The organism is Solirubrobacter soli DSM 22325 (assembly GCF_000423665.1).
Taxonomy (GTDB): Bacteria; Actinomycetota; Thermoleophilia; order Solirubrobacterales; family Solirubrobacteraceae; genus Solirubrobacter; species Solirubrobacter soli.
Genome location: NZ_KE384069.1, coordinates 518085 through 538939, shown reverse-complemented (window position 1 = coordinate 538939; position 20855 = coordinate 518085). Strand labels below are relative to the sequence as shown.

The 20855-nt window shown below is 71.4% G+C and carries 22 protein-coding genes; 7 read left to right on the top strand and 15 right to left on the bottom strand.

Annotated features, from left to right (window positions below; all coding sequences use genetic code 11):
• Positions 1-82: 82 nt before the first annotated feature.
• Both G569_RS0132050 and G569_RS0132045 read right to left on the bottom strand, forming a co-directional pair.
• A complete protein-coding gene (locus G569_RS0132050) occupies positions 83-742 on the bottom strand; it encodes a response regulator (protein WP_028066453.1) in 660 nt (219 codons plus the stop codon).
• Positions 739-1887, bottom strand: a complete 1149-nt coding sequence (locus tag G569_RS0132045) for a sensor histidine kinase (protein ID WP_064750494.1) — start codon at positions 1885-1887, stop codon at positions 739-741. Before G569_RS0132045 ends, G569_RS0132050 begins: the two co-directional genes overlap by 4 nt.
• A 187-nt stretch (positions 1888-2074) precedes the next feature.
• Between G569_RS0132045 and G569_RS0132040 the strand changes: the two genes are divergently transcribed.
• Positions 2075-2260, top strand: coding sequence for a hypothetical protein (locus G569_RS0132040; RefSeq protein WP_028066451.1), 186 nt, complete (start codon positions 2075-2077; stop codon positions 2258-2260).
• Positions 2257-3195: an Ig-like domain-containing protein gene (locus G569_RS63220; protein WP_157592458.1), complete on the top strand. Its 939-nt coding sequence runs from the start codon at positions 2257-2259 to the stop codon at positions 3193-3195. The genes G569_RS0132040 and G569_RS63220 overlap by 4 nt, the downstream gene beginning before the upstream one ends.
• On the opposite strand, the gene G569_RS53285 is transcribed toward G569_RS63220, so the two are convergent.
• Positions 3101-4018 (bottom strand): DMT family transporter, encoded by a 918-nt coding sequence (locus G569_RS53285; RefSeq protein WP_064750493.1) that lies wholly within the window; start codon positions 4016-4018, stop codon positions 3101-3103. The genes G569_RS63220 and G569_RS53285 overlap by 95 nt on opposite strands.
• 19 nt (positions 4019-4037) lie before the next feature.
• Between G569_RS53285 and G569_RS0132015 the strand changes: the two genes are divergently transcribed.
• The 3 genes from G569_RS0132015 to G569_RS0132005 are packed head-to-tail and all read left to right on the top strand — an operon-like array spanning position 4038 to position 5865.
• Positions 4038-4538 (top strand): MarR family winged helix-turn-helix transcriptional regulator, encoded by a 501-nt coding sequence (locus G569_RS0132015; RefSeq protein WP_028066448.1) that lies wholly within the window; start codon positions 4038-4040, stop codon positions 4536-4538.
• Positions 4535-5095 (top strand): NADPH-dependent F420 reductase, encoded by a 561-nt coding sequence (locus tag G569_RS53280; protein ID WP_053227279.1) that lies wholly within the window; start codon positions 4535-4537, stop codon positions 5093-5095. The genes G569_RS0132015 and G569_RS53280 overlap by 4 nt, the downstream gene beginning before the upstream one ends.
• Positions 5096-5142: 47 nt before the next feature.
• Positions 5143-5865, top strand: a complete 723-nt coding sequence (locus tag G569_RS0132005) for a DUF899 domain-containing protein (RefSeq protein WP_028066447.1) — start codon at positions 5143-5145, stop codon at positions 5863-5865.
• Here the strand turns inward: G569_RS0132005 and G569_RS0132000 are convergent.
• The 11 genes from G569_RS0132000 to G569_RS0131950 all read right to left on the bottom strand — a co-directional run bounded on the left by G569_RS0132000 (position 5858) and on the right by G569_RS0131950 (position 17682).
• On the bottom strand, positions 5858-6562 hold the full coding sequence (locus G569_RS0132000) for an SDR family oxidoreductase (protein WP_084285880.1): 705 nt from the start codon (positions 6560-6562) through the stop codon (positions 5858-5860). The genes G569_RS0132005 and G569_RS0132000 overlap by 8 nt on opposite strands.
• The gene (locus tag G569_RS0131995; protein WP_028066445.1) at positions 6556-7602 is read right to left on the bottom strand and encodes an LLM class flavin-dependent oxidoreductase; all 1047 of its coding nucleotides are present in this window, start codon (positions 7600-7602) and stop codon (positions 6556-6558) included. Before G569_RS0131995 ends, G569_RS0132000 begins: the two co-directional genes overlap by 7 nt.
• A complete protein-coding gene (locus G569_RS0131990) occupies positions 7584-9308 on the bottom strand; it encodes an AMP-binding protein (RefSeq protein WP_084285879.1) in 1725 nt (574 codons plus the stop codon). Before G569_RS0131990 ends, G569_RS0131995 begins: the two co-directional genes overlap by 19 nt.
• Positions 9305-10105 (bottom strand): ABC transporter ATP-binding protein, encoded by an 801-nt coding sequence (locus G569_RS0131985; RefSeq protein WP_028066443.1) that lies wholly within the window; start codon positions 10103-10105, stop codon positions 9305-9307. The genes G569_RS0131990 and G569_RS0131985 overlap by 4 nt, the downstream gene beginning before the upstream one ends.
• Positions 10102-10947 carry an ABC transporter ATP-binding protein gene (locus tag G569_RS0131980; protein ID WP_211233144.1) on the bottom strand — a complete coding sequence of 282 codons (846 nt, stop codon included), beginning with the start codon at positions 10945-10947 and terminating at the stop codon, positions 10102-10104. Before G569_RS0131980 ends, G569_RS0131985 begins: the two co-directional genes overlap by 4 nt.
• The gene (locus G569_RS0131975) at positions 10929-12014 is read right to left on the bottom strand and encodes a branched-chain amino acid ABC transporter permease (protein WP_028066441.1); all 1086 of its coding nucleotides are present in this window, start codon (positions 12012-12014) and stop codon (positions 10929-10931) included. Before G569_RS0131975 ends, G569_RS0131980 begins: the two co-directional genes overlap by 19 nt.
• 10 nt (positions 12015-12024) lie before the next feature.
• Entirely contained in the window at positions 12025-12897 is an 873-nt protein-coding gene (locus G569_RS0131970) for a branched-chain amino acid ABC transporter permease (RefSeq protein ID WP_028066440.1), read from the bottom strand.
• A gap of 16 nt (positions 12898-12913) precedes the next feature.
• Positions 12914-14197 carry an ABC transporter substrate-binding protein gene (locus G569_RS0131965; RefSeq protein ID WP_084285878.1) on the bottom strand — a complete coding sequence of 428 codons (1284 nt, stop codon included), beginning with the start codon at positions 14195-14197 and terminating at the stop codon, positions 12914-12916.
• 104 nt (positions 14198-14301) lie between these two features.
• Positions 14302-14514 carry an acyl-CoA carboxylase biotin carboxyl carrier protein subunit gene (locus G569_RS0131960; RefSeq protein WP_028066438.1) on the bottom strand — a complete coding sequence of 71 codons (213 nt, stop codon included), beginning with the start codon at positions 14512-14514 and terminating at the stop codon, positions 14302-14304.
• Positions 14515-16080: an acyl-CoA carboxylase subunit beta gene (locus tag G569_RS53275; RefSeq protein ID WP_053227277.1), complete on the bottom strand. Its 1566-nt coding sequence runs from the start codon at positions 16078-16080 to the stop codon at positions 14515-14517.
• A 24-nt stretch (positions 16081-16104) separates the two neighbouring features.
• The gene (locus tag G569_RS0131950) at positions 16105-17682 is read right to left on the bottom strand and encodes a class I adenylate-forming enzyme family protein (protein ID WP_053227276.1); all 1578 of its coding nucleotides are present in this window, start codon (positions 17680-17682) and stop codon (positions 16105-16107) included.
• Positions 17683-17730: 48 nt separating this feature from the next.
• Between G569_RS0131950 and G569_RS0131945 the strand changes: the two genes are divergently transcribed.
• On the top strand, positions 17731-19257 hold the full coding sequence (locus tag G569_RS0131945) for a class I adenylate-forming enzyme family protein (RefSeq protein WP_037500423.1): 1527 nt from the start codon (positions 17731-17733) through the stop codon (positions 19255-19257).
• Positions 19250-19966, top strand: coding sequence for an SDR family oxidoreductase (locus tag G569_RS0131940; RefSeq protein ID WP_028066435.1), 717 nt, complete (start codon positions 19250-19252; stop codon positions 19964-19966). Before G569_RS0131945 ends, G569_RS0131940 begins: the two co-directional genes overlap by 8 nt.
• Here G569_RS0131940 and G569_RS0131935 read toward each other — a convergent pair.
• On the bottom strand, positions 19963-20853 hold the full coding sequence (locus tag G569_RS0131935) for a WD40 repeat domain-containing protein (RefSeq protein WP_028066434.1): 891 nt from the start codon (positions 20851-20853) through the stop codon (positions 19963-19965). The genes G569_RS0131940 and G569_RS0131935 overlap by 4 nt on opposite strands.
• Positions 20854-20855: the final 2 nt, after the last annotated feature.

Genomic DNA, 20855 nt, shown 5'->3' with positions numbered 1-20855 from the left:
CATCGCCGACACGACACGTCACTGGTCTGCCGTAGGGCCGATCTTCGTCGCCCCCGCCTCAGCCGGACGACGGAGGCGCCCGCTACCGGCCCGGGGTGACGAGGCCGCTCTCGTAGGCCAGCACGACGGCCTGGACGCGGTCGCGCAGGCCGAGCTTGGCGAGCAGGCTCGACAGGTGCGTCTTGATCGTGCCCTCGCTCACGAACAGCTCGGCGGCCAGCTCCGCGTTGCTCTTCCCCCGCGCCAGCAGGATCAGCACCTCGCGCTCGCGCTGCGTCAGCGACTCGACCCGGGCACGCACCTCGGGCTCCACGGGTCGGCGACCGAACTCCTCGATGATGCGGCGCGTGACCGACGGTGCCAACAGCGCGTCGCCGGCGGCCACCACGCGCACCGCCTCGACCAACTGCTCGGGCGGCGCGTTCTTGAGCAGGAAGCCGCTGGCGCCCGCGTGGAGCGCCTCGAAGACGTACTCGTCGCGCTCGAACGTGGTGAGGATGACCACGCGGGTGGCCAGCCCTGGCGTCTCGACGATCTCGCGGGTCGCCTGCAAGCCGTCGCCACCGGGCATCTGGATGTCCATCAGCACGACGTCGGGACGCAGGCGGCGCGTCGACGCCACGGCCTGCTCGCCGGTCGCCGCATCGCCGACGACGACGATCTCGGGGTCGGACTCGAGGATCATCCTGAACCCCACGCGGACGAGCGACTGGTCGTCCGCCAGCAGCACCGTGGTGCTCATCGCGCGCCTCCCGGGATGGGAAGCCTGGCCTTGACGACGAAGCCGCCGCCGGACGCGGGCCCGACGGTGAGCTGCCCACCGTGCAGCGCGGCGCGCTCGCGCATGCCGATCAGCCCCAGGCCCGTCGATGCGGGTGACGCTTCGGCCTTCGGGCGGCCGTCGTCGACGATCTCGACCTCCACCGCATCCGGCCAGTAGCGCACATGGACGTCGGCGCGCGAGGCGACCGAGTGCTTGACGGTGTTCGTCAACGCCTCCTGCACGATCCGGTACGCCGAGACGTCGACGGTCGGTGGCAGCGACCGCTCCTCGCCCTGGATCGTGACGTCCACGAGCAGGCGCGAATCGCGCATGCTCGCCGCCAGCCGTTCGAGCTCACCGAGGCCGGGCCGCGGAGCGACGTCGTCACGGTCGCCGGCCTGGCGCAGGAACCCGAGCAGGTTGTGCAGTTCCGCCACGGCCTGCCGGCTCGAGGTCTCGATGGCCGACAGCGCGCCCTTCGCCTTGTCGGGATCGCGATCGATGACGAGCCGCGCGGCGCCGGCCTGAACGCCCATCATGCTGACGTGGTGCGCGACGACGTCGTGCAGCTCGCGGGCGATCCGTACCCGCTCCTCGAACACCGCGCGCTCGGCCTCCGTCGCCCGCAGCTCGGCCGCCTCGGCCTGGGTCGCGCCCGCACGCAGGGCGAAGCCACCGAGCCAGGCGATCGCGAACAGCGCGGGGACGAAGATGAAGTCGCCGGCGACGTGGTCCGGGTCGTTGTAGACGATGATCGCGGCCGCGCCGGCCACGACCGCCAGCCCGATCCGGCCCTGACGCACGTCGGCGGCGTTGCCGAGCAGGAACGACGCGGCCATCGCCGCGGCGAAGATGGCGAAGTTGTCGACGGTCAGCGCCCCGTCGACGAACGAGACCGCGGCCGCGAGCACCCAGGCGGCGACCGGAGCGGCGAACGGGAAGCGCCGGCGGCCGAGCAGGACCAGCACGATGCTCGCGAGCGCGGGCGCGGCGAACCACAGCGAGGTGGCAGGGGCCGGCGCCTGCTCGTGCCACCTGGCGGCCTCGAGCGCGGCCTCGATCGCGCCGATCACGACCAGCAGGTCGAAGGCATGCCCGCGCACGAGCGGCCACAAGCGGCTCACGTGTCGAACGTACTCCACTGCCCCGCGACGCGCCTCCGCCGAACGACAGATGACGCCTCCGTCGCAAGGACGATGCCCGACGACTCCGCGTCGCGCTCCGACGGCAACGGACCAAATCCTAGGGTGCACGTCTCGGGTCCACCTAGATGTCCCCAGGGCGCGGGACGGCGAACGTTTCGCCGTACCGATGACAATTCCAGGCCCAGTCCACCAGATCCGCCTCGAGCTCCGCTTCGACGGCGCCGCTCCCACCGGGCAGATCCGTTTGGAGGCGAGCGACGAGCCGCGCGCGTTCTCCGGATGGGTCGGGCTGGTGCGCGCCGTCGAGGAGCTCGTCACCGAGACCCCCGAACCCGTCAGGAGCGCCACATGATCGCGACCTTGGCCGCCGTCTTCGCCGCCTTCGGCGCGCCCGCGGCTCCCCCGGTCTGCCTGCCCGCCACCGTGCACACGACCCCGGGCGTGCCGATCCAGTTGCAGACCAACTGCGACCAGCCCGGTACGGCCACGATCACGACGGCGCCGACCGCGGGCACGCTCCCGGGCCTGCCGGGCACGTACACGCCGGCCCCGGCGTTCAACGGCGTCGACCACCTCCGCTACACCGTGACCAACGGGGGCGCCGAGACCTCGCAGGAGACGACGATCAACATCGTCGTCAACAGCCTGCCGAGCTGCGCCGACGGCACGGCTACGACGGAGGTGAACACGCCGGTCAAGCTGGGGTTCCCGTGCACCGACCCCGACGGTGGCTCGGTGCTGGTCAAGGCCGAGGACGGAGTGCACGGCGTCGTGGACCCGCACGTCGGGACGCAGCTGACGTACACGCCGGACCCGGGCTACGTGGGCACGGACGAGATCAAGTTCGTCGGGATGGATGGTGCGTTCGTGACCGCCGAGCGGACGCTGACGATCACCGTCACTCCCGCCGCGACAGCGACCGCGACACCGACGCCCACGGCAACGCCCACCCCTTCGGCGACAGCCGCCCCGACGCCGCCTGCCGCCGCGGACACGACGGCGCCCAAACTGACCGTCAAGGCCGGCAAGGCGAGCATCCGCAGGGGCGTCGCGCTCACCCTCACGTCGGACGAGCCGGGCACGGCGAAGCTCACGCTGACGACCCGCAAGAACACGTCGACCGCGAGCGCGAAGCTCAAGAACGGCGCCACGAAGCTGACGCTGAAGCTCTCCGCGAAGGCGCGGAAGGCGCTCAAGAAGCCCGTGAAGGCAAAGCTGACCGTCGTCGCCACCGACGCGGCCGGGAACCGGACCACGAAGACGCTCTCCGTGAAGTTGAAGCGGTGAGGATGCCGGCGAAGACGAGCGCGATGCCGGCGACCTGCCGGACGCCGAGCGCCTCGCCCGCCAGCACGGTGCCGAGCAGGACGCCGGTGACCGGGTTCAGGAGGCCGACAAGGCCGACCGTCCCGGCGTCGAGGTGGCGCAGGCCGGCGAACCAGCACGCGAAGGCGAGCGCGGTGGCGACGAGGGAGACGTAGGCGAAGCCGAGCGAAGCAGTGGCATCGACGGGTGGCGGACCGCCCTCGAACGCGACTGCCGCCACGGCCAGCAGCGCGCCTCCCGCGACGAGCTGCCACGCGGTGAGCGTCAGGACGTCGACGTCCCCACCCCAGCGCTTGGCCAGCAGGTACCCCACCGAGGACATGGTCATCGCCGCCACCGACGCGAGCACGCCGAGCGGGTCGATCGCGCCCGCGCCGCCCGCGAGCATCGTCACGACGCCGGCGATGCCGACCGCGGCGCCGAGGATCGCCGGGCCCCGCGGGCGCTCGGCGACGATCAGCCACGCGAACAGCATCAGCCCGAGCGGCGACGTGGCCATGATCATCGAGGCAACGCTGGTCGGCAGCAGCTGCGCGGCGACGTAGATCAGCGCGAAGAACGCGCCGACGTTGAGCGCGCCGAGCAGCGCGCTGCGCCACCACCACGCGCCACGAGGAAGCCGCGGCCGCAGCGCGAGCAGGAGCAGGCCCGCCGGGAGCGCGCGGATCAGCGCGCCGTAGAGCGGGAAGTCGGCCGGAAGGGCGTGCCGCGTGACCCAGTAGTTCGACCCCCAGGCGATCGGGGCGATCGCGGTGATCAGCGGCCAGCGCCAACTAGCTTCCATGGAAGGTAATATAGCTTCCATGGAAGAGATCGTCGATCGCGTCGCCGAGATCCAGGCGGCGTGGGCGCGCGAGCGTCCCGACCTCGACGTCCGCCCGCAGGGCGTGATCGGTCGCCTGCACCGGCTCGCCGCCCACCTGACGGCGGAGCTCGAGATCGTCTACCGGCGCCACGGGCTCTCCGAGGGCGAGTTCGACGTGCTCGCGGCGCTGCGGCGGGCAGGCGAGCCCTTCGAGCGCGCGCCCGGCGAGCTCGCGCGGCACACGATGGTCACCACCGGCGCGATCAGCAAGCGCCTCGACCGCCTCGAGCGCGACGGCCTCGTGGCCCGCCGCGCCGACGACCAGGACGGCCGCGGCCGGGTCGTCGGCCTGACCGCCGCCGGCCGCCGCGTCATCGACGACGCGTTCACCGAACACATGGCGAACGAGCACCGCCTCCTCGAGGTGCTCGCCCCCGACGACGCCGAGGCGCTCGAGGCGATCCTCGCGCGCTGGCTCGGGCGTATCGTCGGGTCATGACCAGGATCGGCGTGATCGGTGGCGGCAACATCGGCAGGACCGTCGGGGCGGCGTGGGAGCGCGCCGGGCACGACGTGCGCTACAGCTCACGCTCGCCGGAGCCGCCGGCGACCCTCTCGGTCGCCGACACGATCGCCCACGCCGAGGCCGTCCTGCTCTCCACCCCCGGCGATGCCGTCCCCGGCCTGCTCGCCGAATACGGCGCCGCGCTCGACGGGCGGCTCGTGATCGACGCGACCAACGACACCGGCGGGGGCCGCCTGAGCCACCCGGACGCCTACGCGCACGCGCCGGGCGCGCGGTTCGTTCGGGCGTTCAACTCGCTGGGATACGAGTTGTTCGCCGAGCCGGCGATCGGCGGGGCGGTCGCGGACCTCTTCTGGTGTGGCCCGGAGGACGCCGAGCCGCTGCTGGCCGACGTCGGCCTGCGGCCGGTGCGCGTCGGTGACATCGACGCGATCGACGTCGTCGACGGCGTCGGCCGGCTGTGGCTCACGCTGGTGTTCCGGCAGGGCCACCCGCGCCGGCTCGCGTTCAGGATGCTGACCGAGGAGTAACCAAGAGGTTGCATCTCACGTGCCCTTGTGTAACCCTTGGGTAACACATGCACACACCTCAGATCGTCTCATCCCAGGAGTGGGAAGCGGCGCGCCAGGCGCTGCTGGTCAACGAGAAGCGGCACACGCGGGCGCGCGACGCCCTGGCCGCCGAGCGCCGCCGCATGCCGTGGCTGGCCGTCGAGAAGGACTACGCCTTCATCGGCCCGGAAGGCCGGACCGACCTGGCCGGGCTGTTCGCCGGCCGGCGGCAGCTGATCGTCTACCGCGCGTTCTTCGAGCCCGGCGTCATGGGCTGGCCGGAGCACGCGTGCGTCGGCTGCTCGAACGTCGCCGACCAGGTCGCCCACCCGGCGCACCTCAACGCCCGCGACACGACGCTCGTGTTCGTCTCGCGGGCGCCGCAGGAGGAGATCGCACGCTTGAAGGCGCGGATGGGCTGGGAGCACATCCCGTGGTTCACGCTCACCGACGACTTCGACGCGGACTTCGGCGTCGACGAGTGGCATGGCACGAACGCGTTCATCGGCGACGGCGACCGCGTGTTCCGCACCTACTTCGTCGAGAAGCGCGGCGACGAGGCGATGGGCAGTACCTGGAGCTACCTCGACATCACCGCGCTCGGCCGCCAGGAGACGTGGGAGGACTCGCCCGAGGGCTACCCGCAGACGCCGACGTACGAGTGGCAGAACTGGCACGACGCCTACGACGACAACGGGCCGTCGGACGAGTGGCGCGAGCAGATCGGGCGCGGGACGGCGGTCAGCTAGGGACTTCGAGCCCGCCGCTGAGCTCGAGCACCTGGCCGGTCATGAAGTCCGAGTCCGGTGAAGCGAGGAAGGCGACGGTCGCGGCGACGTCCTCGGGCGTGCCGGCGCGGCCGAGTGGGATCTGCGCCTCGACGCGCGCGATCAGCTCCGCCGGCTTGGCGCCGGTCATCGCGGTCCCGGCGATCAGGCCCGGCGCGACCGCGTTGACGTTGACGCGGCGGGGAGCCCATTCGCGGGCGAGCGAGCGCGTGAAGCCGATCAGGCCCGCCTTGGCCGCCGCGTAGTTGGCGGTGCCGGGCGCGCCGTGCAGGGCGACATTGGACGCCATGTTGACGACCTTGCGATGGTGCTCGGCGGGCTCGCGCAGCAGCGGGGCGGCGGCGCGTGACATCGCGAACGCGCCGTAGAGCCCGACGTCGTGGACGGCCCGCCAGTCGTCGTCGCTCATTCGGTGCAGCGGCGCGTCGCGGACGACGCCGGCGTTGTTTATGAGGATGTCGAGGCGGTCGCCGACGGCGGCGACGATCGCCTCGGCGTCCTCGACCACGCTGCCGCGGACGAACCGCGCCGCACCCTCGACGTCCGCCTCGACGAGGTCGGTGGCGATCACGATCGCGCCCTCGGCGGCGAGCCGGGCGACGATCGCGCGGCCGATGCCACCCGCGGCGCCGGTCACCAGTGCGACGCGACCTACCATCGGCACGCCTCCGGGATCGCGGGGTGGTCGGGTGCCGGGTAGCGCGCGTGGATCGGCGCGACGACCTCCTCGCCGAAGCGCAGGATCTGCTCGCGCGCGGCCTCCATCGACGGGCCGGTGGTCAGCCGGCAGCAGAAGACCACGTAGTCGACGCCCAGCTCCTCATGCAGCTCGACCAGCCGCTCGATGCAGGTCTCGGCGTCGCCCATCACCAGGTGCGGCGCGACGCTGCGCACGGTGATGTCCGCGTCGGTGGCCATCCCGGGGTGCCGCGCGAGGTTGCCGGTCTTCCGGTAGAAGCGCGCGATCCGGACGAAGTGCTCGCCAAACACGTCGGCGGCCTCCTCGAACGTGTCCGCCACCCAGCCGTCGCGCATCAAGACGACGAACGGCCGCTTGCCCAGGTCGGCCGCCCGCTCTCGATACGCCCCGGCGGCCTCGTCCCACGCGTCGCGCGTCATCGGCATCGGGTCGCACGTCCAGGCCGCGCCGTATTCGGCCGACCGCCTGATCGCGGCCGGGGACGCGTTGCCGCCGCCCCAGATCGGCCAGCCACCCGGTTGGTACGGCGGCGGCGCGAGCCGGCCGCGCGTGTGACCCCAGAACTCGCCCTCGAGCTCGACGTGCTCCACTGCGAGCGCCGATCGCCAGATCCGCAGCGTCTCCTGCAAGCGTCCGAGCAGCCGCTCCTGCGGCACGCCGAACTGGTCCCAGAACGCGGGCAGGAAGCCGCGTGACACGGTCGTCACCAGCCGCCCGCCGGACAGGTTGTCGATCACCGAGAACTGCTCGGCGGCCTTCATCGGGTGCACGAGCGTGCCGACGAACGTGAACGAGCCGAGCATCACCCGCGAGGTCTCGCGCGCGAGGATCGTCAGCAGCTGCTCCGGCCCGGGCCACGCGCACTCAGGGCGCCCGTGGCGATCGGGGACCTGCACCGAGTGAAAGCCCGCCCGCTCCGCGAGCAGGCCTTCCTCGACGATGTCCTCCAGCGAGCCGCCGCCGAGGACGTTGGTGTCGATCAGGTAGCCGACCCGCACGTTCGCTCGATGACCACGCGCCGCCGCACGGAGAGACCGGAGGTGAGCTCTCCGGCGGCGACGCTGAGCTGCTGTTGCAGCACGATGAAGTCGGCGATCGCGGTGCGCGACCCGATCCGCTCGTTGGCCGCCGCGACCTCGTCGGAGATCAGGTCGTGGATCTCGGGCCGCGCGACGAGCGAGCCGTAGGTGGAGAAGTGGATCTCGCGCTCGGCGGCCCAGCGGGCGGCCTCGTCCTGGTCGACCTCTACGATCGCCGTCAGCGCGTCGCCCTTGAGCGGCGCGACCACCGAGCGGCGGATGAACGCGCTGTCGCACAGCGCCGCCTCGAGCCCGGCGACGATGACCTCCTCGCCGCCGGAGCGCACGACGTCGTCGCGGCGCCCGCGCACCCGGATGCGGCCGTCGCCGGCGTCCTCCGCGAGGTCGCCGGTCTGATGCCACTCCACCGCCGGGTTGCGGACCGCGAGCCCGCCGTCGGGCTCGATCCGCCACTCGACGCCCGGCAGCGCGCGACCGACCGTCCCGGCATCGTCGAGCGAGTCCTGCGCGAAGACGGGTCCCGCGGTCTCCGCCTGCCCGTACGTCTCCAGCACCGGCAGGCCGAGCGACCAGAAGAACCGCGCGTCGCGGGCCGCGACCGGGCCACCGGTGACGACGATGCGGCGGAGACGATGCACGCCGAGCTTGCCGGCGACGAAGCGGCCGACGAGCAGATACGCCGGCCCGCGCCCGCGCCTTGCGCCGTCGACGCTCCGCGCGCGATCGTTCTTGTCGAGCCGCGCGCCGAGCTTGCCCATCGCGCGCTCGTACGCACGCCTTCGCATACGGCTGGCCTCGTTCGCCCGCCGATCGGACGCCTTGCGCAGCAACTCCAGCGCGCGCGGCGAGGCGCACAGCACGGTCGGCTGGACCTCGGCGAGGTCGTCGAGGAACGTCGCCGGCGACTCCGGGATCGAGACCTGCGCGCCCGCGCTGAGCGGCGCGTAGAGATCGACCACCCGGGCGGCGGGAAGCGCGAGCGAGAGCGCGCACAACCCGCGATCGGCCGACGTCAACCCGAGCCAGGTCGCGACGTTGCCCGCCACCTCGGCGACCGTCGCCGCATCGTGCGTCACCGGCCGCGGGTCACCGCCGGTGCCGGCGCTGAAGAACACGACCGCGCCCGCGCCTGGCGTCGCCGCGCCGCCCGCGCCGGACCCGCCCGGTGCCGCCGCGCCCTCGCGCGCCGGCGCCGCGCCGCCCTCGTGCGGCCCCACTTCGCCCGCCCCCTCCGGGAGCGCTTTCAGCCGCGCGTCGTCGTAACGGGCGAGACCGGTGCGGTTCAGGACGAGCACCGACGTCACCGCCGGGAGCGCGTCGCCCGCGTCCAACACGGTGTCGACGTGTTCCTGGTCGCCGCAGACGACGACCGCGGCGCCTGAGTGCGCGAGCACGCGCACGACGGCGTCCTGCGGGGTCTGCGGGGCGAGGGCCACGGAGGTCGCGCCCAGCCACTGGATGGCCAGGTCGGCGACGACCCACTCGGGCGAGTTCTCGGCGACGAGCGCGACGGGGTCGCCCGGCGCCACGCCCAGCGCGCGCAGCCCGCCCGCGAACGCCTCGACGCGCGCCCGCAGCTCGCCGTACGTGACGGTCTTCCACAGCCCGTGCCGCTTGGAGCGCAGCGCCACCGACGAGTCATCGGCCGCGGTCAACCACCTCATCGCGCCTCCTCCAGGGCTTCGGCGGGAGCGGAGTCGGCGCCCAGGTACGCGGTGATGACCGCCTCGTTGCGGCGGACCTCGGCGGGCGTGCCGTCGCCGATCTTGCGGCCGAAGTCGAGCACCACGACGTGCTCGGCCAGGTCCATGACCACGCCCATGTCGTGCTCGATCAGCACGACGGTGTTGTCCAGGGCGTCACGCGAGGCGAGGATGAAGGCGGACATGTCCTCCTTCTCGTCGACGGTCATGCCGGCCATCGGCTCGTCGAGGAAGAGGATCGACGGGTCCTGGGCCAGCGCGCGGCCGAGCTCGACCCGCTTCTGGAAGCCGTACGAGAGGTCGGTGACGCCGTGGTGGCGCAGATGGGAGATCTCGAGCAGCTCGAGGATCTCCTCGACGCGCTCGCGCTGGCGGATCTCGTCGCGCACGACGTGCGGCAGCCGCAGCATGCCGGCGACCATGCCGCCACGCCCGTGCCGGTAGCGCCCGGTCATCATGTTCTCGAGCACGGTCAGGCCCTTGAACAGCGCGGGCGTCTGGAACGTGCGCGCCATGCCACGTCGCGCCCGCTTGTGCTGCGGCAGCCCGGTGATGTCCTCGCCGCCCAGGACCACGCGCCCCGAGGTCGGCTTGTAGATCCCGCTGATGCAGTTGAACAGCGACGTCTTGCCGGCGCCGTTGGGGCCGATCAGCGCCGTCAGCGACCCGGGCGCGACCGAGAAGGAGACGTCGTCGAGCGCGGTGACGCCGCCGAAGCGGATCGTGAGGCGGTCGATCTCCAGCGCGGGCGTGGTCATGTCAGCCACCTCCGCCGGCGGCGGTAGCGCTTGGCGGCCGCGAACGAGCGCTCGGCCTCGCCGATCTCGCCGCCCAGGTAGAGCTCCTGCACCTGCGGGTCCGCCCGCAACTGGTCGGCGGGCCCTTCGAGCACGATCCGGCCCGTGTCGAGGATGTACGCGTAGTCACAGAACTCCAGCGCGAGCCGCGCGTTCTGTTCGACCACGAGCATCGCGGTCCCGTACTGCGCGCGCACGTCGCGCAGGCGCTCGAAGATCGCGCGGGTGATGATCGGCGCCAGCCCGAGCGAGACCTCGTCGAGCAACAGCAGCCGCGGGTTGGCCATCAGGCCGCGGCCGATCGCCACCATCTGCTGCTCGCCGCCCGACAGCCAGCCGGCCTGGTCGCCCCGGCGCGAGGCGATCGACGGGAACAGCTCGAACACGCGGTCGATGTCCTCGGGCGAGTAGCCGCCCTTGCGCGCGGTGGCCCCGATGCGCAGGTTCTCCTCGACCGTCAGCTCGGCGAACACCATGCGCCCCTCGGGCACCTGCGCGACGCCTTGGCCGACGATCTTGTTCGCCCGCAGCTTGGAGATGTCATCGCCCGCGAGCTCGACCGAGCCCTGCAGCAGGCGGCCGGAGTGCAACCGCAGCAGCCCGGAGATCGCGCGGATCGTCGTCGTCTTGCCCGCGCCGTTGGGCCCCAGCAGCGCGACCGCCGCGCCCTCCGGCACCTCCAGGGTGATCCCGCGCAGAGCCGGCGCGGACGGGCCGTAGGCGACCTCGAGCCCTGACACTCGAAGGACCGCGTCCGGGCGCTCGTCGACGTCGGCCTCCGCCATCACGAGCTGTACGGCCACTTGACGACCCCCCGCTTGACGTCCAGCCAGAACTCGTTCAACCCGCCCGGCTTGAAGATCATGATCAGGATCACGCACAGGCCGAGCAGCAACGCCACGGTCTGGCCCTGGTAGTCGTTGAGCAGCGAGCCGATCACCGGCGCGCCCGGGTCGACGGACTGCGCGAGGGTCTGCAGCACCTGCGGCAGCAGGATCCACACGATCGCGCCCAGGACGGACCCGGTCAGCGAGCCCATGCCGCCGATGATGATGATCGCGAAGTAGTTGATGACGAACTCCAGCGAGTACGCCTCATACGTCGTGTTCCCGAGGTAGTAGACGTAGAGTGCACCGACCGCGCTGGTGATGAACGATGTCACCGCGAAGGACTTGATGCGCTGGCGCCCGACGGCCACGCCGAGCGCGCCCGCCGCGACGTCGTGGTCGCGGATCGCCACCAGCGAGCGTCCCTCGCGCATCTGCAGCAGGTTCCGGCTCGTCAGCAGCGTCAGGATCGCCGCGACCAGCAGCAGGAAGTACCACTTGGTCTCGGAGTCGAACGTGATGCCGAACAGCGACGGCGAGTCGTACGAGATGCCCGAGAACCCGAAGTTGCGGTTCTGGTACTCCCGGAAGACGTAGAGCGCGATGAAGTGCAGCGCGAACGTCGATAGCAGCAGGTACAGGCCACGGACGCGCAGGCTCGGCAGCCCGCAGAACGCGCCGACCCCGGCCCCGACGACGCCGGCGGCGAGGATCACCAGCGGGAACGGCACGCTGTGCTGCACGTCGAGCACGGCGGCGACGATCGCGCCGACCGAGAAGAACGCCGCGTGACCGAGCGACAGCAGCCCCGTATAGCCGACCAGCAGGTTCAGGGCGATCGCCGCCATGACCGCGATCAGCATGTAGTTGACCTGCGGCAGGCCGACGCCGAGCAGCTGCGTGTTGGTCAGCCCGTAGCCGAGGAACGCCTGGTTCTCGAGCACGGACGGGAGATAGGCCGCCAAGGCGAGGCCGAGCACGAGCCAGACGATCCGCCCGCGCGAGGAGAGCAGCCGCATCTCCTGCTTGTAGCTGGTGCGCATGCGGGCCATGTCACACGCGCTCCACCGTCGGGTGACCGAAGAGGCCGTACGGCCGCGTCAGCAGCACCAGCATCAGGAGCCCGTACACCACGACGTTGGCCGCCGAGCCGGAGATGTACCCCGTCGCCAGCTGCTGCGTGACGCCGATGATCAGCCCGCCGACGACCGCCCCCGGGATGCTCGTCAGCCCGCCGATCACCGCCGCGGGGAACGCGAGCAGGCCGAGCGACGAGAGCTGTGGCGAGACCACCTGCAGGTTGCCCATCAGCACGCCGCCCAGCGCGGCGATCGCGGTCCCGATCCCGAACGCCACCAGGAACACGCGGTTGGCGTCGATGCCACTCAGCACCGAGGCCTCGACGCTCTCAGCCGTGGCCCGCATCTGCAGGCCGAGCTTGGAGCGCTTGAAGAACAGCGCGAACGCCGCCACGCACAGCAGCGTGATCCCCATGACGATCAGGTCGAGCGTCGAGATCCGCACGCCGAGGAAGGCGAACGAGTCGTTCGGGATCGTGTGCGGGAGCGTGCGCTCCTGCGTGCCGTAGACGATCTGCATCACCGAGCGGATCACCAGCGACAGCGCGATCGTGACCATCACGACCGTCAGCAGCGGGCGCCCGATCATCGAGCGGAAGACGACCGCCTGCAGCAGGACGCCGATCACGGCACCGGCGGCGAGCACGGCGAGGATCGCGGGGATCATCGGCAGGTGCAGCGTGGCGACCATCGTGAACAGCAGATAGCCGCCCACCATCAGCAGGTCGCCCTGGGCGAAGTTGAACACGTCCGTGGACTTGAAGATCAACACGAAGCCCAGGGCGACGAGCCCGTAGACCGAGCCGATCGCGAGGCCGCCGATGACGAATTGGAAGAACTCGGCCATGGCTCGGTCTATTCACTCAGTGGCTTGAGTACTCGTTGGTGATGGCGCCGTCGTAGTCGGCGAAGTCGCCGACCGCCTCGAACTTCTTGGTGTCGTAGTTGAACTTGTACGGGCGCGTGCCGGAGAGGCCGGCGTGATCGGTGTCACCGTAGGTGATCGGCTCCGAGATGCCACCCGTGTCGAGGTTCTTGATGCCGTCCAGCGCCTTGATGAACGTCTCGCGGTTGAGGTCGCCGCCGGCCTTCTTGAGGGCGTCGACGACGGTCATGCCGGAGAGGTAGCCGATCACGAAGGACGAGTTGCCCGCCTCGTCGGTGTAGCCGTACTTGGTCGCGTCGGCGACGAGCTGCTTGGTCCCCGGCACGTCGACGTCGGCGGGCGTCGTGGGCGCGGTGTACTGGTAGAGGTCGCCGTACTCCTTCGGCATCGCCTGATAGACGGGCGGGCCGCCGGCGGCGAACGTCGAGATCAGCGGGATCTTGGCGTTGAGCTTCTGCATCGCCTTCAGCAGCGCGACGGCCTGCGTGGGCGCCGAGTGCACCAGGATCCAATCCGGCTTGGCCGAGACGATCTTCTGCGCCTGGGCATCGGCGGAGGTCGCCGTGACGTCCATCTCCTGGTCGGCGACGATCTGGCCGCCGGCCTTCTTGACGCGGTCGGTGATCAGCTGCCCGACCTCGATGCCAGAGGAGGCGGTGAGGCGGAAGATCGCGACCTTCGGCTGCGCCTTGCCCGTCCGCTTCTGCATGTAGTCCATGATCACGTCGGCCTGATCCGAGTACGGCGGCACGATGTAGAAGATCGACTTGTGCAGCGGCACCAGGCCGCCCTTGACGGTCGACTGCGGGCCGACGAGCGGCATGTTGTCCTTCTCGATCGACTTCAGCGCCGCCTCCTGGATGGAGGAGCCGTTGATGCCGGAGATGCCGAGCACCGGGGTCTGGCTGACGAGCTTCTTGTACGCGGCGATGCCCGTCGGCACCTCGCCCTTGTCGTCCTCGTCGAGGATCTCGATCTTGCGGCCGTTGATGCCGCCGGCGTCGTTGGCCTTGTTGATCTGCGTGAGGAACCCGTGCGCCCACGGGGTCTGCGAGACGGTCTGCGGCCCGGTCTGGTCGTAGATCATCCCGTACTTGATCGCGTCCTTGGTGACGCCCTCGCGCGGCGTCGCGGTGTTGCTACCGGACTTCGCGGACGATCCGCCGCCTGAGTCCGATCCGCTGTCGGAGCCGCAGGCGGCCACGCCGATCGAGAGGGCCGCGACGGTCAAAGCAATCCCGTAGCGGGGTGCAAAGCGCATGGTGAAGCTCTCCTCCTCGTAGAGAACCGGGTCTCTCCCCCGGTATCTCGAAGTCTATACCGAACAAACGGTTGGAATCAAGCAACCGTTTGGTTTGGCAAACGTCAAACTAGGCGGACCAGCGCCTGCCCCTCGGTGACCGCGTCACCCGTGGCGCAGAGCACTTCCGCGACCGTGCCGTCGACCTCGGACTCGACTGGCATCTCCATCTTCATCGACTCCAGGACGGCGACCACGTCGCCCTCCTCGATCGTGTCGCCGACGGCGACCTCGACCGTCCAGACCGTCCCCGTGATGTGCGCGTCGACGGTCGCCATCTACGCGGTCCCGCGCACGCTGACGCGCGGCCGGGTGCCCCAGGCGAAGTCGATCCCCTCGGCGATCACCTGCCGCGTCTCGCGCGGGTCGATGACGTCGTCGAGGATGATGTTCGCCGCCGCCTCCCAGGGTTGGGACTCGGCCGCCCACTCGGCCTCCATCTCGGCCGCGAGCGCGTTGCGCGCCTCGATGCCGTGCTCGGCCTCGACCGCCTCCAGGCGCCGGCGGAAGACCGTCCGCACGCCCACGTCGGGCGCCATGAAGCCCATCTCGGCACTCGGCCAGGCGACCAACAGATCGGGGTTGACCGGGCGCCCGCCCATCGCGATGTGGCCGCCGCCGTACGCCTTGCGCACGATCACCGCGATCTTCGGCACGGTCGTCTGCGCGAGCATCGACGCGAGCTTCTCGTAGCAGGCGAGGATGCCGCCCCGCTCGGCCTCGGTGCCGATCATCAGGCCCGGCACGTCCTGCAGGAAGACGAGCGGCAGGTTGAAGGTGTCACAGAGCTCCACGAACCGCAGCTCCTTGGTGAGCGCGGGGACGTCGAGCACGCCGGCGCGCTGCATCGGCTGGCTGGCGACGACGCCGACGGCCTGGCCCTCGATCCGCGCCAGGGCCGTGATCAGGCTGCGGCCGAAGCGGTCGCCCCACATGAACAGCGAGTCCTCGTCGACGATCGCCTGCAGGACCTTGCGCATGTCGTAGCCGCGGCGCGGATTGCTCGGGACGAGCGTGGTCAGCTCCTCCGCGTCGCGCTTGGGCCCGGCGGGCGGTGCCACCGGCGCCGGCAGGTCGGCCGCGTCGGGCATGTAGGTGAGGAAGCGCTTGATCGTGTCGATCGCCTCCTCCTCCCCGTCGACGACGACATGCGCGGAGCCGGACGTCTCGTGCGCGACCTTCGGGCCGCCGAGCTCGTCGTTGGAGACGTCCTCGCCGATCGCGCCCTTGATCACGGGCGGGCCGGAGAGCGCGAGCGACGCGTCGCGCTTCATCACCACGAGGTTCGCGATCGCGGCGTGCAGCGCGGCGTCGCCGAAGCTGGGGCCGACCACCGCGGTCATCCGCGGCGTGGCGGGCGAGCCGGCGGGCGACTGCAGGAACGAGGTGAAGTCGAAGGGGACGCTCGAGAAGCGCCAGCCGAGCAGGTCGGGGATGCGGCCGCCGTCGTTGTCGCTGAGGAAGATCAGCGGCAGGCCCTTGCGGCCTGCCCACTCGGCCACACGGCCCTGCTTGCGCATGTTGACGGGCGCGGTCGTGCCGGCGAGCACGGTGGCATCGATCGCCACGACGCACACCTTGCGGCCGCCGATCCGGCCGAACCCGGTGACGATCGCGTCGCCCGGCGAAGGGGCCTCGCGGCGGATCTCGGGCAGCGCGAGCAGGCCGATCTCACGCCAGGAGCCCTCGTCGACCAGCAGCGCGATCCGCTCGCGCGCGGTCAGGCGGCCGCTGGCGTGGTGACGCGCGATGCGCTCCTCGCCACCCATCGCGAGCGCCTCGGCGCGACGACGCTCGAGCTCCGCCACGGGGTTGACGACGACCGTGTCCGTTTCCTCGTTCATCTCGCTCGCCAGCCTATCATGAAATCAACCGGTCGTTTGGTTGTTTACAAGTTCCGCGATCAGCCGCTCGCGCAGCGGGCCCTTCTGGATCTTCGTGGCCGACATCGGCCACTCGCTGACGAAGCGCACGTGGCGCGGGACCTTGAAGCGCGCGATCCGCTCGCCGCAGAAGCCGATCAGGTCGGCTTCGCTCGCCTGTCGGCCGGCGCGCAGCTCCACGAAGACCGCGGGGACCTCCTCCAGGCGCGGATCGGGGATGCCGACGGCCTGGACGAGCTTGACGGCGGGGTGCGTCGAGAGCAGCGACTCGATCTCGGCCGCCGCGACGTTCTCGCCGCCGACCTTGAGCATGTCCTTCAGGCGGCCGTGGAAGATCAGGCGTCCGGCGTCATCGAGCTCGCCGCGGTCGCCCGTGCGGTACCAGCCGTCCTCGTCGAACGCGTTCGCGGTCTTGTCCGGATCGTTGTGGTACCCGTCGAAGAGCCCGAAGCCGCGGACGAGGATCTCGCCGTCGTCGCCGATCCGGACCTCTGAGCCCGGCAGCGGGACGCCCGTGGTGGTCACGCGCGAGTCGAGGTCGTCGTCGAGCTGGGAGTACGTGATCGCCCCGCCGCCCTCGGTCGAGCCGTAGAGCGTGAGCTGGACGGTCCGCGGGAACGCGGCCTGCATGGCGCGCAGCAGGTCCGGCGGGCCGACGTTGAGCATCACGCGGGCGCGGCTCAGGTCGGCTTGCCCGAACGCGGGCTGGTCGATCAGCCCTTGGGTGATCGGCGGGTAGGCGGGATACAGGTGTGTGGCCTGCTCGGCCAGCGCGAGGGCTCGCGCCGGCTGGAAGTAGGTGTCGCTCAGGAACGCCGCGCGCGCGGATGCGCACGCCAGGAGCGGGCCGATCGCGCCGAGGTGGAACAGCGGGCACGGCGCCCACATGCGGTCGCCCTCCCCCAGCCGCAGGATCTGGGCGACCGTCGACCAGTTGCGCACGATCGCCTCGTGGGTGAGGCGGCAGCCGCGCGGGAGCGAGGTTGTGCCGCTCGTGTAGAGCAGCAGCGCGGTGTCGCGCACGCGGGCGCCGGAGCGGCGGAACTCGAGCTCCTCGTCCGGGGCCCGGCGCGCGAGGAAGTCGACCTCGGCGATGGTGCCCTCGCGGCGCGCGTCGCCGAGCGCCACGACGTGCGGCGGGTCGGCCATGCCGGGAAGCGCCTCCCGGAGCAGGGCGAGCAGGTCGACGTAGTCGTCGATCCGGTCGCTCGTGAGGATCGCCTTCACGCCGGCGTCGGAGACCACGAACGGCAGCTCCACGGCGCGGTAGCGGGTGTTGATCGGGACGATCACGGCTCCCGCGAGCGCGATGGCGTACAGCGACGCGATCGTGTCCGGGCTGTTCGCCATCAGCACGCCGACGCGGTCACCGGGCTCGACCTCGAGGCCGATCAGCGCACCGGCCAGCTCGCGGGCGCGCTGTTCGAGCTGCGCGTAGGTCAGCCGCTCCTGGGGGAAGACCACCGCGTCGGCCTCCGGCGTCGCGGCGGCGGCCTTCAGCAGCAGGTCGCCGACCGTGACCGCCTCACTCCACGGGCGGACGTCGGTTCGCAGCGTGCGCATGCGCACAAGCATAGACAGTTGACCAACCGATTGTTAGGTTTCCGTCGCATGAGACTCGAGTGGGCCGAGGCCGCCACGATCGGCGACCTCCTGCTGCGAACGGCGGCGTCCGCGCCGGAGCGGGACGCGCTCATCTTCCCAGACCTGCGGCTGTCGTACGGCGAGTTGGCGGCCGGCGCGCGGCGGATCGCGCGGGCGCTGATCGGGGCCGGCGTACAGCCCGGCGACCGCGTCGCCTACTACATGGCCAACAGCCCCGAGACCGTGGCCGCGTTCTATGGGATCTCGCTCGCGGGCGGGGTGATCGTTCCCATCAACACCCGCTACCGGTCGAGCGAGCTGCCGTTCGTGCTCGACAACGCGGGCGTGTCGGTGGTGCTGACTTCAGATCGGATCGGCGACTACGTCGACCTGCGCGGGTTGCTCGAGGAGGCGCGGGTCGACCAGGCCATCTACGAGTTCGGGTCAGGCGAGGCAGAGTTCTACGCGCTCGCCGAGGGTGTGTCGGAGGCGGAGTTGGACGCGCGGCGGATCGCGGTCCGGATCGGCTCGACCGCGCTGCTGTTGTACACGAGCGGGACGACGGCGCAGCCGCGCGCGGCGCGCCTCAGCCACGAGTCGCTCGTGCGCAACTGGACGGCGTTCGGGAACGTCTTCCGGATGGAGCCCGGGGAGAACGTGTGGGCGCCCGGGCCGATGTTCCACCTGGGCGCGATCGGCCCGATCGTGATGGCGGCGTCGATGGGCGGCGCGCTGCTCACCGACGTCTACTACGAGCCGGCGCGGGCGCTGGCGATGCTCGGCCGCGAGCAGCCCGCGGTGCTCTTCCCCGCCTACCCGCCGATCACGATGGGGCTGCTGACGCAGCCGTCGTTCGCCTCGACGGACCTCGGCCGCTGCCGCGTGATCCTCAACGTCGGGCCCGAGCAGCTCCTGCGCCAGATCCAGGGCGCGTTCCCGCAGGCGACGCTCGTGTCGATCTACGCGCTGACCGAGGCCGGCGGCGCGGTCACCTTGACCTCGCTCGACGATCCGTTGGACACCCGGGTGACCACGTGCGGGCTGCCGCTGGCGGGCACCGAGGTGCGGATCTCGGCCGAGCAGGAGATCCTCGTGCGCGGGATCTCGGTCTGCGACGGCTACCACGACGACCCGGTCAAGAACGCCGAGGCGTTCGACGCCGACGGCTGGCTGCATACGGGCGACCGCGGGGCGCTGGACGACGACGGCCGCGTGACGTTCCTCGGCCGGCTGAAGGAGATGATGAAGGTGGGCGGCGAGAACGTGGCCGAGGTCGAGGTCGAGTCGCACATCTCGACCCATCCGGCGGTGAAGCTCGTCCAGGTCGTCGGTGTGCCTGACGCGCGGCTGGACGAGGTGCCGGCCGCCTATGTCGAGCTGCGGCCCGGCTTCGAGGCGAGCGAGGACGACATCATCGCCCACTGCCGCGGGCGGATCGCCTCGTTCAAGGTGCCGCGGTACGTGCGCTTCGTCAGCGAGTGGCCGATGTCGGCGTCGAAGATCCAGAAGGGCGTGCTGCGCGAGCGCGCCGCGACGGAGCTCGTCCGTGCCTAGGGCGGCGCTGGTCACGGGCGGGGCGCAGGGGATCGGAGAGGCGATCGCGCGGCGTCTGGCCGCCGACGGCGTCCGCGTCTGCGTCGCCGACCTCGACGGGGAGCTCGCCGCGGCGGTCGCTGACTCGATCGGCGGCATCGCGGCGACGGTCGACGTCCGTCGCGTGGACGACCTCCAGGCGGCTGCGTCCGCCGCCGTGGACGCCTTCGGCGGGCTGTCGATCCTGGTCAACAACGCCGGGATGACCCGCAACACGATGCTGCACAAGCTCACCGACGAGGACTGGCAGCTGATCCAGGACGTCAACCTGGGCGGCGCGGTCAACGGCCTGCGCGCGGTCTCCCCCTGGTTCCGGGAGCTCGGCGGCGACCGGCGGGTGGTCAACATCGCCTCGATCGCCGGCGTGCACGGCAGCGTCGGCGCGATCGCCTACAGCGCGGCCAAGGCGGGCGTCGTCGGCCTCACGCGGACCGCGGCGAAGGAGTGGGCGCGGTTCGGCGTCACCGTCAACGCCGTCGCGCCGGGGATCATCGCCACCCGCATGACCGACGCGTTCCGCGACGACGTCGTGCCGCGCATCCCGCTCGGTCGGGCGGGCACGCCGGAGGACGTCGCGGAGGCCGTGGCGTTCTTCTGCTCGCCGCGCGCGGGTTACATCACGGGCCAGGTGCTCGAGGTCGCCGGCGGCGTCACCGACGTCATGCGCTAGCGCGGCTGCCAGTCGGCGGAGATGACGTTCCGCAGCGGCAGGGTCGTGACCGCTCCACCGGTGGGCGGGCCGATCTCGATCCGTCCGTCCGCTGACACCGACCCGAGCAACCGGCCGTCCGGCGACCAGAATGGCGCGCTGCCCTGGCGGACGTCCTGCACCGCACCACTGGCCACGTCGATCACACGGACCATCGACGCCGGACCGGCGACCGCGAGCTTGGTGCCGTCGGGCGACCAGTCGAGCGTTCCCACGTCACACGGTGGTGCGTCGCAGACCAGCAGCACCCGCTCTGGTCCGCCACGGCTCGGGATGACCACCAACCGCCGCGCGGGAGACCACACGGCGACGGCGATCCAGCCCCCGACGGGCGCCGCGCGCGCGAATCCGCTGAACATTCCGCTCGCCGGCGTGACCACCCGCTGATGCCGGCCATGGCGGTCGGCGACGACCACGTCGGCGCTTCCGGCCTCGACCGGGACGTGTTGGACCCAGAGCAGTCGGCCTGCAGGCGTCCATGACGGCGCCTCCGGACCTTGGAACATCCTCGGCGAGGAGGTGCGGACGCGCTTCGACGTTCCGCTTCGGACGTTCAGGACGCGGAGCACCCCCGGGCCGGATGGTGCACCCTCGTTGCCGTTGCAGCCCTCGCGAACGCACGGGAGGCCGAGCACCACCCGATTGCCGTCGGCCGACCAGTGCGCCGACGTCACCCCCGCGGCCACCTGCCGCACGCGCATGCCGTCCTGGGAGACGAGCAGCACACGGCCGTCACCGACCACGGCGGCGAGCCGTCCGTTGCGACCCGTGAACGCTGCGTCCGAGGCGCCGGTCGTCGCGACCAGCATCGCCACCGCGGCGAGCGCGATCTTCGCCGTGCCACGCACGG